The following is a 12,155-nucleotide window of genomic DNA, read 5'->3' as shown; positions in this document are numbered from 1 at the left end:
TCCGACCCCGACTCCCGCCCCGGCGACCCCGACGACCTGTTTGGATGCAGGGGTGAGCACACCCACCCTCCCGAGCACCGCGGCGCACCCGCCGCGGCGTCGGCCGTCCCCGGGCCGATCGTCCGCGGGTCGGCCCGCCTCGGCCCGGCCTCCGCTGCGCCGCCCGCGCCGGATGGTCCTCGGCGGCGTGTGCGCGGCGCTCGCCGAGCACCTGGGCCTGCGCCCGGGGACGGTGCGCTTCCTCGTGATCGTCGCGACGCTGCTGGGCGGCGGCGGCGCGCTGCTCTACCTGTGGCTGTGGGCGCTCGTGCCCCTGCGCGACGCCGGCCCCGAGTCGGGCGAGCAGGCGGGCGGTGTGCGGCGGGCCGTCCCGGTCGCCGTGCTGCTCGTCGGCGTCGCCGGAGCCGCGACGCTCTCGGTCGTGGTCGCACTGCGCGGGGGCGACGACGCCGACGTCACCCGGGCGCTCGCCGCCGTCGCGGTGCTCTCCGGCGGCGCCGTCGCCTGGAGTCTCGGACTCGACCGCGGCGATCCGTCCCGCTCGGCGCGCTCCTCCGTCCTGGTCCGCCTCGCCGCCTGCGCTGTGCTCGTCGTCGCCGGGGCCGCCGTGCTCACGGCCCGCCCGAGCGCAGTCAACGCGGTCCTCGCCGTCGGTGTCCTGCTCGTCGCCGCCGGCGTGCTGGCCGCGCCCCGGGTGGTCCTGCTGTGGACCGAGCTGATGGGCGAGCGGGCGGCCCGGGTGCGCGAGGAGCAGCGCGCCGAGATCGCCGCGCACCTGCACGACTCGGTGCTGCAGACCCTCGCGCTGATCCAGAACCGGGCGGGCGCCTCCAGCGAGGTCGCCCGCATCGCCCGCGCGCAGGAGCGGGAGCTGCGCGACTGGCTCTTCGAGCGCGACGTCCCGGTCGCGAACGACCTGGCGGCCGAGATCCGCGCCATCGCCGCCGCGATCGAGCTCGACTGGCCGGCGACGCTCGAGGTCGTCGCGGTGGGGGCCTCGGTGCCGGGCGCCGCCCCCGTGCTCGCCGCGACCCGCGAGGCGATGCTCAACGCGGCTCGGCACGCGGGCGGTGAGGTCTCGGTCTACGTGGAGTCGTCGGCCACCGGGGTGGACGTGTTCGTGCGCGACCGCGGCCCCGGAGTCGACCTCGGCGCGCTCCCCGGCGACCGCCTCGGCATCCGCGAGTCGATCGTCGGCCGGATGGCGCGCGCCGGCGGCAGTGCGACCGTGCGGCCCGGAGCGGGCGGCTCGGGCACCGAGGTCCACCTGCGCCTGCCGGCGGGGGCCGAGCGGTGACCCGCGTCGTGCTGGTCGACGACCACTCCATCTTCCGCTCCGGTCTGCGCGCCGATCTCGCCCCCGAGCTCGACGTCGTGGGTGAGGCGGCCGACGTCGACTCCGCCGTCGCGCTGGTCGCGGCCGAGCGTCCGGACGTCGTGCTGCTCGACGTGCACCTGCCCGGCGGCGCGGGTGGCGGCGGGGCCGAGGTCCTGCGCCGCAGCGCCGCGCACCTCGACGCGGTGCGCTTCCTGGCGCTGAGCGTCTCTGACGCGGCGGAGGACGTGGTCGGCGTCATCCGCGCCGGCGCCCGCGGCTACATCACCAAGGCGAGCTCCGGCGCCGAGGTCAGCCGGGCGGTCCTCGCGGTGGCGGGCGGCGACGCCGTCTTCTCGCCGCGCCTGGCCGGCTTCGTCCTCGACGCGTTCGGCGCCCTCAGCGGCGAGCAGGCGGAGTCCGTCGACGAGCTCGACCGCCTCTCGGCCCGCGAGCGCGAGGTGATGCGCCTCATCGCCCGCGGCTACGCCTACAAGGAGGCCGCCGCCGAGCTCTTCATCTCGGTGAAGACCGTCGAGTCCCACGTCTCCGCGGTGCTCCGCAAGCTCCAGCTCTCCTCCCGCTACGAGCTGACCGCCTGGGCCTCGGCCCGCCGCCTCCTCTGAGGAAGGCTCCCGTCTGATCTGCAGGCGATCCGATGCGGAAGGCGCCTTCCACCGCGAGGCGCGGAAGACAGACGCGCGGATCGCCTGCAGATCGGACAACGGAGGGCAGACGCCCCCGCGCCCGGGAAGCTAGAACGAGAGCAGTGGGAGGAACGGCAGCGCGGCCAGCGCCGCGAGCGTGCCGAGCGCCGCGCCCGCGAGCACGTCGGTCGGGAAGTGCATCCCGAGCACGATGCGCGACAGCAGCATCACCAGCACCACGAGGACGGCGAGCGGCCACAGCGCGGGCAGCATCACGGCGAACACGATCGCCGCCGCGGTGGTCGAGGACGCGTGCGAGCTCGGGAAGCTGAGCTTGCTCGGCGCCGTCCCCCGCACCTCGACGCCCTCGCCGAGGGGCCGCGGCCGCCGGACGACGCGCTTGATCACGATCGACAGCCCGTGCGCCACGACGATCGCGACGTCGCAGAGCGCCCACGCCCAGAAGCGCGACGGATCGGCGAACGCACCGACCACGCCCAGCAGCAGCCAGCCCGCGGCGTGCTCGCCGAAGAAGCTGAGCCAGCGGGCGATCGGGCGCAGAGGCGGTGCCAGCGGCGAGCGCTGCACGGCGACGATGACCGCGGATTCGCGGCTCCGGAGGGTCGACATCGCGCTCAACCTAGCGCACCGGCGAGCCCACGACGGGCCACCGCACCGCCCCCTTCGACGCCGCTGGTCAGTGATGTCAGCGAGCAGGCGCGCGGTACGCCTCATTGATGCGCTTGGCAGCGGCGGCGAGTTGCTGGGGGGTGGCGCGGGTCTGCTGGGAGGCGCGGGCCTCGCTCGTCGTGATGCGCCCGATCGACACCCGGCGCTTGCTGTTCTTGTCGGCCATCATCGCTCCCGTCGTTGTCGTGCTGCGACCCTTACAGAGTCACGCCATCACTGTCTAGCGTCAACCTGCGACATTGGAGCAGCCCGAGTGAGGTGACCGCGCACAATCCGGACGCGAAGACCGTGGCCACCCACCACACGGTCGACCCGATGCGAGCGTCCGCCCCCATGGCCGACGCAGCCGCGAGCGCGAAGTAGAGCATCGCCAGGGTCGCGATCGAGAGTCGCAAGGGTCGCAGGACTCTCCCGGCGACGGGGTTCTCCTGTTCTCGGCTCAGGAACCCGAGGAGCACTGCGATCGCAGCGAGGAAGAGCGGTGTGGCGGATGTCATCCCGGGCAGGAAGGCGCGGTCGGCGTATCCGCTCAGACGACCGGCCCAGAAGATCACGGCCGAAGCTCCCGACGCGACAGCGACCCACGGAAGGAGTCCGTAGGGGCTGGTCCTCAGGCGCACGACCGCGACGTCCGGGGAGACGTCCGTTCCATGGCGGAACGCGATGTGGGCGACGACGCCGGGGCGGGAGTCGCTCTCGACCGGCACTCCGTCCCGATGCGCGCTGAGGTTCTGGCTGATGATGCCTCGGGGGGTGTGCACCTCGAGATGACTCGACCCGGCTCCGATGATTCCGGTGTTCAAGGGGATGTCGAGTGGTGCGCTGCTGAGACCGACGGCTGAGGAGAACCACCGCCACCACGGGTACTTCTGGTCTCGCGCCGCTCCGACCAGTTCCCAGTGCGTGGAGTACTTGACGACGTGACGAGCGCCGGCGGTCTCCGGAGGGAACAGACCCGCGAGGATGAAGTTCTTCGACAGGTTCTCGAGGAGGACGACCGTCTGGGGAGCGGCTCGCGCATCCACGCGGACCCGCGTGCCCTCCCACTGCTCTCCGTCGAGGAACGCGGCGACCCTCCGGTCCGTCTCCGCATCGGCCTTCCCGAAGACGATCTCGGAGACGACCGCTCGCTCGTCGAGCGTGGGCGGCCTCCCGTACTCGAGTCGCCAGGCCGCGACGACGGCCTCCACTGAGGCTCGCCCGTTCATCTCAGCACCGGCGATCGGGAGGGGCTTCGACCCGTCGTAGGACGAGTCGAAGTCCTGAAGACGCGCTTTCTGGATCAGGGCGAGAGGTATGAACAGGATCTTCTCCGCCCCCGGTGCCCCCGAGACCACTTCCAAGCGCTCATCATCGGGGATCGTGATGTCCAGCGAGACACGACGGCGGCTGGTCGGTCCGTCGTTGAGGTGAAGGCTCTCGACGCGGCGATGCTGCCAGAGAGTCGAGTTCGTGATCATCCAGAGAACGGCCTCACCGAAGTCACTCGGTCGCGCTCGTCTCTTCACCTGTCCCCCGAGCCGTCGTGCGAACCACGATTCCCCTCGTGGATAGCGCGATCACCGTACAGCTCCTGGTCTTCTGCGAGTGCGCGTGGCGGCAGAAGCACGGTGATCCGCGGCGCCGAGGCCGGACGACGGCTGGGGCGGTCGAAGAGTCCTCTCCTCGCCGCCCCAGCCGGATAAGGCCCCGCTCAGGCCGTCGGATCAGGCCTCCCGATCAGGCTTCCGGCTCGGCCTCGGTGCCGGCTGCGCGGCGGCGCGCACCGAGGCCTAGCGCGGCCGCACCTGCGGTGAGCAGCGCCGCGGCGCCGGCGACGAGGCCGACGCTCTCGACACCGGTCGAGGCGAGTCCGCCGCCGCCGCCCACGGGCAGGGGGACGGGCGTGCCGGTCGGCGCGACGGTCGGAACCGCGGTCGGCCCGGCGGTCGGCGCCGCGGTGGGCGCCGCGGTGGGCGCAGCGGTCGGTCCGGCCGTCGGCCCCGCGGTCGGTCCGGCCGTCGGAGTCGCCGTCGGCGCCGTGGTCGGTCCCGCGGTCGGCGTGGGCGTCGGCGTCACGAGCTGCGACGCCGGCAGGATCTGCACGATCGTCGGTCGCGGCGCCGCGACGGCACCCGCGGCGACGACTCCCCCAGCAGCGAAGTCCGGGAAGTACGAGCTGGGCGCCTCGAAGGTGCCCTCCTCGCCCGGGTGCTGGACGGCCACGAACACGTGCTGGTCCTGGTCGTGCACGATCGGGCCGCAGGTCTCGGCGTCGCGCGGGACCGAGAGGAACTGCTCCACCCGGCCGCGCTCGGCGCCCTCGAGCGCCACCTTGAACAGGCCGTCGTTGTAGCCGATGCCGCTGGGCGCGCCGTCGGTCGAGATCCAGAGGTTCCCGACGGAGTCGAAGGCGAGGTTGTCCGGGCAGGAGATCGGCGAGACCTGGTCGACCGGGAAGCCGGAGAAGTACACCGTGTCGCCCTGCGCGACGTCGCCGCACAGCATCAGCAGGTTCCAGGTGAAGGTGCGGCCGGTCTGGTCGCCGCCGTCCTCGATGATCTCGACGATGTGGCCGTCGCGGTTCTCCGAGCGCGGGTTGACCTCGGTCGGCCCCTCCTTGCCCTCGGTGCCGCGGTTGGAGTTGTTGGTGCAGGCCACGTAGATCCGGCCGCTGACCAGGCTCGGCTGGACGTCCTCGCAGCGGTCCATCTTGGTCGCGCCGGCGATGTCGGCGGCCATGCGGGTGTGCACCAGCACCTCCTCGACGCTCATGCCGGCGATCATCGACGCGCCGTCGAGGACCAGGGGCAGCCAGGCGCCGATGCCGTCGAAGCCGCCGTCCGAGGGGACCGCGCCGGTGCCGGTGATCTCGGCGACGGGGGAGTCGCCGGTGAAGCTCGCGACGAAGAGGTCGCCCTCCTCCAGCAGCGTCTTGTTGTGCGCGCGGTCGCCCTCGATGTAGCGCTTCGTCGAGACGAACTTGTAGAGGTAGTCGAAGCGCTCGTCGTCGCCCTGGTAGGCGACCACGCGGCCGTCGGGGGCGACGATGACGTTCGCGCCCTCGTGCTTGAGGCGGCCGAGCGCGGTGTGCTTCTTCGGGGTGGACTCGGGCTCGAACGGGTCGAACTCGACGATCCAGCCGAAGCGGTTGGGCTCGTTCTCGTAGCCGGGCGTGCGGGCGTCGAAGCGCGGGTCGTCGAGCTCCCAGAGTCGCGCGGTCTCGGCGTCGGTCAGGCCGTAGCGCTTCTCGGCGTCGCTGGTCGCGGTGGCGCGGAAGTAGCCGTTGAAGTTCTCCTCGCCGGAGAGGATCGTGCCCCACGGCGTGGTGCCGCCGGAGCAGTTGCCCAGCGTGCCGAGGACGGAGCGTCCCGTCGGGTCGGCGGCGGTCTTCAGCAGCGCCGAGCCGGCCGCGGCGCCGGTGACCTCGTAGGGGGTGTCCAGCAGGTAGCGGCGGTTGTGCTCGCCGCCCTGGACGTAGGACCAGGGGCGGTCGACGGCGGCGCGGACCAGCTCGACGAGGCTGAGGCCGTGGGCGGCGCGGCCGACGGCGCGCACGCGCTCGGGCTCCGCCTCGAGCTGCGCGGCCGGGAACATGATCGACTCGTTCGTGTACTCGTGATTCACGACCAGCAGGGCGCGCAGGCGCTTCGAGCCGGGGATCTCGACGATGTCGGTGTAGTCGTTGTTGTAGCCGAACTGCGCGGCCTGGGCCGCCTCCGTCTGGTTCCGGATGTCGAACGCGGGGCTGTCGGCGAAGAGCGGGTCGCCCCAGCGGATGATCGGCTGCCAGGCGAAGCCCTCGGGGACGGTGAACTCGTCGACCGTGTACGGCACCGGGGCGATCGGGGTGAAGGCGAGCGGGGAGCCGCCGACCGCGGCACCGGCGACGGCGGCCTCCGCGGTGGGGGCGCCGCCGGCCGAGGCGACGGCGACGGTGACCGCGCCGGCCAGGCCCAGGCCGAGGGCGCTGCGGCGCGAGATCTGGCGGGCGACGATGTCGCGGAACGAGCTGTTGTGCGAGGTGTTGCAGGCGGCGGTCGAGCACGCATTGGCGCACTTGAGGGCGCAGGTGACGGGGCTGCGCTTGCCGCGCACGTGCCCCGCCATGGGGAGGAGGAGCGGGCGGCGGGCGGTGTCGGTCATGCGAGGTCCTTCGATCGGCAGGCAGTGCGATCGAGTGGACCAGTGCGAGGGGACGCGCATCCCGCTCAGCGGCGGCCTCTCCCTGAACGGAATATGAACGTTCTCACAAGAAGGTGAGGCTATCCTTCGTCGCTCCGGCGGGCGTCCCGGGCGGCCAGCACTGCGCCGACGTTGTCCGCGATCCACTCGACCACCGGCAGCAGCCGCTCGGCGAGCTCGGCCCCGAGCGGGGTCAGCGCGTAGTCGACCCGCGGCGGGATGACGGCGTGCGCCTCGCGGTGCACGAAGCCGTCCTCCTCGAGGGTGCGGAGGGTCTGCGCCAGCATCTTCTCGCTGATGCCGCCGATCCGCCGCCGCAGCTCGCCCCAGCGCAGGCCGCGCTCGGCCAGGGCGGCGAGGACGAGCACGCCCCACTTGCTCGTGACGTGGCCGAAGACCTCGCGGCTCGGGCAGTCGGCGGAGTAGACGTCGCCGGTGAGGAGGGGACTCTGGATGATGGTCACAGGAGTACTAACAAAATAGTGGGTACTGCATTCCGGGAAGTTCTGACGGTGCGGCCCGGTTCCCCTCTCCGACGGCGCCCCACCCGCCGTCTCCCGAACGGAAGGACCACCCTCATGACCCTCGTCGTCACCGGAGCCACCGGCCACCTCGGCCGTCTCGCCGTCGAGCACCTGCTCGCCCGCGGCACCGCCGCCTCCGACATCGTCGCCACCGGCCGCGACGCCGCCAAGCTGGAGGCGCTCGCCGCCGACCTCGGTGTCCGCACCGCCGTCGCCGACTTCGAGGACCCGGCCTCGCTCGACGCCGCCTTCTCCGGCGCCGAGGCCGTGCTGCTCGTCTCCGGCTCCGAGGTGGGCAAGCGCGTCGCGCAGCACACCGCCGCGATCGAGGCCGCCGCCCGTGCCGGCGCGCGCCTGGTCTACACGAGCGCCCCGAAGGCGACCACCAGCCCGCTGATCCTGGCCCCCGAGCACAAGGCGACGGAGGAGGCGATCGTCGCCGCCGGCCTCCCCGCCGTGATCCTCCGCAACGGCTGGTACAACGAGAACTACGCGCAGACCGTCGCCGAGCTCGCCTCGACCGGCACCACCCTCTCCAGCGCCGGCGACGGCCGCGTCTCCAGCGCCGCCCGCACCGACTACGCCGAGGCGGCCGCCGTCGCCCTGCTTGACGCCTCCCTGGTCGGCTCGGTGCACGAGCTCTCCGGCGACACAGCCTGGAGCTTCGACGAACTCGCCGCCCTCGTCGGCGAGGTCGCCGGCCGCGACGCCGCGATCACGCACGTCGACTCCGCCGAGCACGCCCGCATCCTCACCGAGGCCGGCGTCCCCGAGGGCGGCGTCGGCTTCGTCGTCGGCCTCGACGCGAACATCGCCGACGGCCTGCTCGGCGAGACCGACGGCTCGCTCGCCCGCCTCATCGGCCGCCCGACCACCCCGATCCGCGCCTACGTCGAGGAGCAGCTCGCCGGCTGACCCGCGGCCGGCCGGCCGCTGCCTGCGTCGCCCCTCCGGCTGACCTCCGGCTCGCGGAACCGGCTCCGGCTCGCCGGATCGGCCGGTTTCCGCGTGCCGGAGGTGCTTTCGCGTGCCGGACCTGGGACCGGTGCACCTCCGGCACGCAGAATCGGCTCGGGCTCGATGAATCGGCCGGTTTCCGCGTGCCGGAGGCGGTTCCGCGAGCCGGACTCGCGCCCGCGGGCCGCGGTGTCCGACCCCCGACGTAGGCTTGACGCCATGACCTCGACGACGCCTCGCTCCGGTATCGACCTCTCCGAACTCGACCCGGCGACGCGTCCGCAGGACGACCTCTACCGCCACGTCAACGGCCTGTGGATCGACCGCACCGAGATCCCGAGCGACAAGGCGCGCTACGGTTCCTTCCATGTGCTCCAGGAGGAGGCGGAGAAGGCGGTCCGCGACATCATCGTCGAGGCGCAGTCCGCTCCGCAGGGCACGGAGGCGCGGATGTTCGGCGACCTCTACACCTCCTTCCTCGACGAGGAGCGCGCCGAGGAGCTCGGCGCCGCTCCGCTCGCCGACGACCTCGCGGCCGTGCAGCGCGTCGACTCGATCGCCGGGCTGCTGCAGGCCGTCGGCGCCTTCGAGCGCGCGGGCGTCCCCGGCCTCTTCGGCCTCTTCGTCGACAACGACCCGGGCGACCCCGAGCGCTACCTCGTCTTCGTCAACCAGGGCGGCCTCGGCCTGCCCGACGAGAGCTACTACCGCGAGGAGGAGTTCGCCTCCGTCCGCGAGGCGTACCTGCCCTTCGTCGCCCGCATGCTCGGGTTCGCCGGCATCGACTCGCCGGAGTCGCGCGCCGAGCGCATCGTCGCGCTCGAGACCGACCTCGCCGCCGTGCACTGGGACAAGGTGCGCAGCCGCGACAGCCAGGCCACCTACAACCTCCGCTCCTGGACCGAGGTCACCGAACTCGCCGCCGGCATCGACCTCGACGTCTGGCTGACCGCGATGGGCGCGCCGGAGGGGGCGCTCGCCGAGGTCGTCGTGCGCCAGCCGAGCTTCCTCGAGGGGCTCGCCGGCCTGCTGACCGACGACCGCCTCCCCGCCTGGCGCGACTGGCTGTCGTGGCAGGTGATCCGCGGCGCCGCGGCCTACCTCTCCAGCGACTTCGTCGACGCCAACTTCGACTTCTACGGCCGCACCCTCACCGGCACGCCGCAGAAGCGCGAGCGCTGGAAGCGCGCCGTCTCGCTCGTCGAGGGCTCGCTCGGCGAGGCCGTCGGCCGGATCTACGTCGAGCGCCACTTCCCCGAGACGGCGAAGGCCGCGATGGACGTCCTCGTCGCGAACCTGATCGAGGCCTACCGCCGCTCGATCGTGGACCTCGAGTGGATGGGCGCCGACACCCGCGAGCGCGCGCTGGAGAAGCTCGCGAAGTTCACGCCGAAGATCGGCTACCCGGTCCGCTGGCGCGACTACTCCGCCCTCTCGATCGACCCGGCGGACCTGGTCGGCAACGCCCGCCGCGTCGCCGCCTTCGAGTTCGACCGCGAGCTCGGCAAGATCGGCAAGCCGCTCGACCGCGACGAGTGGTTCATGACGCCGCAGACCATCAACGCGTACTACAACCCCGGCTTCAACGAGATCGTCTTCCCCGCCGCGATCCTGCAGTTCCCCTTCTTCGACGAGACGCGTGACGCCGCGGCCAACTACGGTGCGATCGGCGCGGTGATCGGTCACGAGATCGGCCACGGCTTCGACGACCAGGGCTCGCGCTTCGACGGCGACGGCCGCCTCACCGACTGGTGGACCGAGGACGACCGGGCCGCGTTCGAGGAGCGCACGAAGGCGCTCATCGCGCAGTACGACGCCCTCGCCCCCGCGACGACGCCCGGCCACCACGTCAACGGCGCGCTCACCATCGGCGAGAACATCGGCGACCTCGGCGGTCTCGGCATCGCGTGGAAGGCCTACCTGCTCTCGCTCGACGGCGAGGAGTCGCCCGTGATCGACGGCCTGACCGGCGCGCAGCGCTTCTTCCTCTCCTGGGCGCAGGCCTGGCAGCAGAAGGCGCGCGACGAGGAGACGATCCGCCTGCTCGCCATCGACCCGCACTCGCCGTCGGAGTTCCGCTGCAACCAGATCGTCCGGAACCTGGACGAGTTCTACGCTACTTTTGACGTCACCGAAGGCGACTCCCTCTGGCTCCCGCCGAGCGAGCGCGTCGCCATCTGGTAGTCGGCGCCGACTGCCGTCCCGCACCACGGGCGAGCGGCGGGCATCGAGAGCCGACCGATGCCTTCCGCGCCGTCCGTCCACCGACGCGTCGTCGCGGTGGATCCCGCTCCTCCCCTCCGCACCGACCGTTCCACCGACCCGGAGAGAGGCCGCAGCCGTGGTGATCCCCGCCCACGAGACCCGTCGCGAGAGTCGTCGCGCCCGCCGCGGCCGGCACAAGGGCGACTACGACCACGACGACTTCCAGCGCGGCTTCGACGCGCTCGGCCGGCTCGCCCTGGACGGCGTCGTGGTGTCGGCGCGCGCGGTCGACCTCGGCACCGGCCGCGCCCTCTTCGCGGTCGACGACTCCGTCTCCATGCCGACGGCGTCCGTCGGCACGATCGTGCTCCTGGTCGAGGTCGCGGCGCGGCTCGCCACCGACCCGCAGGAGAACCTGCGCCTCGTCGATCGCACCGCCGCCGACGCCGTCACCGGCACGGGGATCTGGCAGCACCTGCAGATCCCGTCGATGCCGATCGCCGATCTCGCCGCCCTCGTCGGCGCGACCAGCGACAACCTGGCCACCAACGTCCTCCTGCGCCGGGTCGGACTCGACGCCGTCCGCGAGCGGGCCGAGGCGCTCGGCCTCTCGCGCACCGCCCTGCTCGACGTCGTCCGCGACGAGCGCGGTCCGGACGACGCCCCGCAGCTCTCCATCGGCTCGGCCAGCGAGCTGACCTGGCTGCTCGCGACCCTCGCGAACGGCGAGGTCGTCGACCCCGCGGTCAGCTCGCGCGTCATCGGCTGGCTCTCGCTGAACAGCGACCTGTCGATGGTCGCCTCGGCCTTCGGACTCGACGCGCTCTCGCACCGGCAGCCCGATCACGGGGTCCTGCTGGTCAACCGGACCGGCACCGACGTCGGTGTCCGCGCCGAGGTCGGCGTGCTCCGCGGCCCGCGGGCCGGCGTCGCCTACGCCGTCATCACGCAGTTCGACGACTCGAGCCTGCGCTACCGCCTCGCGGTGCTCGACGGCATGCGCACGCTGGGCGTCGACCTGCTGGAGTACGTGCACTGAGCACCGCGGCGGGCGCCCGCTGCCGCTCGTTCGCTCGAGGCGCGAGCTCGCCGACCTCCGGCTCGTGGAACGTCGTCCGGCTCGCCGGAATCGCGCGGTCCGGCGTGCCGGAGTCCGTCGTGCGTGCCGGAGGGGTCCGCTCGCCTCCCGGCGGGATGTTCGGCACGCCGAATCACGTCCGGCTCGCACGAAGCGCACGATTCCGCGTGCCCAGGTCGGTTCCGCGTGCCGGAGGTCCTCGCCGGGGGCGGCGCCGTCAAGCAGGTGACCGGGCCCGGAGGCGCGACCTAGGCTGCCCGCAGCGGCGCCGCCTCCCGGTGCGTCGCGGAGAGGACACCATGAGCAGCTTCGGCTTCGACGCCCCCGAGGACGTCACCGACACCACCCGTCCCGCCGCCGACTCCCTGCCGGTCCCCCCGGAGGACCCGGCCGAGGTCGACGACACGGAGGCGACCGGAGAGGCGACCGACGAGGGAGCCGACTCCCGCCTCGACGACGACCAGGACCCGCCGGAGCACCCCTTCGTCCCCTCGCCGAGCTGAGCGTCGGACCGGGCTCCGGCCCGGCGGGTGCACAACTAAGGTCGGAAGGGCCGGATCGGTCCGAAAACGCCC

Annotated in this window: 10 protein-coding genes and 1 pseudogene; 6 read left to right on the top strand and 5 right to left on the bottom strand. The window is 72.9% G+C overall.

Features of this window, described 5'->3' with window-relative positions:
• The first annotated feature begins 52 nt into the window (after positions 1–52).
• Both EDF17_RS13720 and EDF17_RS13715 read left to right on the top strand, forming a co-directional pair.
• Complete coding sequence (locus tag EDF17_RS13720; protein WP_243732898.1) at positions 53–1,297, top strand: ATP-binding protein; 1,245 nt, start codon at positions 53–55, stop codon at positions 1,295–1,297.
• The gene (locus tag EDF17_RS13715) at positions 1,294–1,941 is read left to right on the top strand and encodes a response regulator transcription factor (RefSeq protein WP_123447181.1); all 648 of its coding nucleotides are present in this window, start codon (positions 1,294–1,296) and stop codon (positions 1,939–1,941) included. The genes EDF17_RS13720 and EDF17_RS13715 overlap by 4 nt, the downstream gene beginning before the upstream one ends.
• Before the next feature lie 129 nt (positions 1,942–2,070).
• On the opposite strand, the gene EDF17_RS13710 is transcribed toward EDF17_RS13715, so the two are convergent.
• The 5 genes and pseudogenes from EDF17_RS13710 to EDF17_RS13695 all read right to left on the bottom strand — a co-directional run bounded on the left by EDF17_RS13710 (position 2,071) and on the right by EDF17_RS13695 (position 7,280).
• Positions 2,071–2,592, bottom strand: coding sequence for a phosphatase PAP2 family protein (locus tag EDF17_RS13710; protein WP_123447180.1), 522 nt, complete (start codon positions 2,590–2,592; stop codon positions 2,071–2,073).
• 76 nt (positions 2,593–2,668) lie between these two features.
• Positions 2,669–2,818, bottom strand: coding sequence for a hypothetical protein (locus EDF17_RS19920; protein WP_166649688.1), 150 nt, complete (start codon positions 2,816–2,818; stop codon positions 2,669–2,671).
• A 31-nt stretch (positions 2,819–2,849) separates the two neighbouring features.
• The gene (locus EDF17_RS13705) at positions 2,850–4,112 is read right to left on the bottom strand and encodes a hypothetical protein (protein ID WP_123447179.1); all 1,263 of its coding nucleotides are present in this window, start codon (positions 4,110–4,112) and stop codon (positions 2,850–2,852) included.
• A gap of 616 nt (positions 4,113–4,728) precedes the next feature.
• Positions 4,729–6,777: pseudogene (locus tag EDF17_RS13700) on the bottom strand (PhoX family phosphatase); the annotation flags it as partial.
• A 119-nt stretch (positions 6,778–6,896) separates the two neighbouring features.
• Positions 6,897–7,280 (bottom strand): helix-turn-helix domain-containing protein, encoded by a 384-nt coding sequence (locus tag EDF17_RS13695; protein WP_123447177.1) that lies wholly within the window; start codon positions 7,278–7,280, stop codon positions 6,897–6,899.
• A 114-nt stretch (positions 7,281–7,394) separates the two neighbouring features.
• Between EDF17_RS13695 and EDF17_RS13690 the strand changes: the two genes are divergently transcribed.
• The 4 genes from EDF17_RS13690 (at position 7,395) to EDF17_RS13675 (ending at position 12,083) form a co-directional block, all read left to right on the top strand.
• Positions 7,395–8,255: an NmrA family NAD(P)-binding protein gene (locus EDF17_RS13690; RefSeq protein WP_123447176.1), complete on the top strand. Its 861-nt coding sequence runs from the start codon at positions 7,395–7,397 to the stop codon at positions 8,253–8,255.
• A gap of 261 nt (positions 8,256–8,516) precedes the next feature.
• A complete protein-coding gene (locus EDF17_RS13685) occupies positions 8,517–10,481 on the top strand; it encodes a M13-type metalloendopeptidase (protein WP_123447175.1) in 1,965 nt (654 codons plus the stop codon).
• 157 nt (positions 10,482–10,638) lie between these two features.
• The gene (locus EDF17_RS13680; RefSeq protein ID WP_123447174.1) at positions 10,639–11,541 is read left to right on the top strand and encodes a serine hydrolase; all 903 of its coding nucleotides are present in this window, start codon (positions 10,639–10,641) and stop codon (positions 11,539–11,541) included.
• A gap of 338 nt (positions 11,542–11,879) precedes the next feature.
• A complete protein-coding gene (locus tag EDF17_RS13675) occupies positions 11,880–12,083 on the top strand; it encodes a hypothetical protein (protein ID WP_123447173.1) in 204 nt (67 codons plus the stop codon).
• Positions 12,084–12,155: the final 72 nt, after the last annotated feature.

The organism is Rathayibacter sp. PhB1 (assembly GCF_004362935.1).
Lineage (GTDB): Bacteria > Actinomycetota > Actinomycetes > Actinomycetales > Microbacteriaceae > Rathayibacter > Rathayibacter festucae.
The sequence above is the reverse complement of the archived record's forward strand: the minus strand, read 5'-3'. Positions and strand labels throughout refer to the sequence as shown.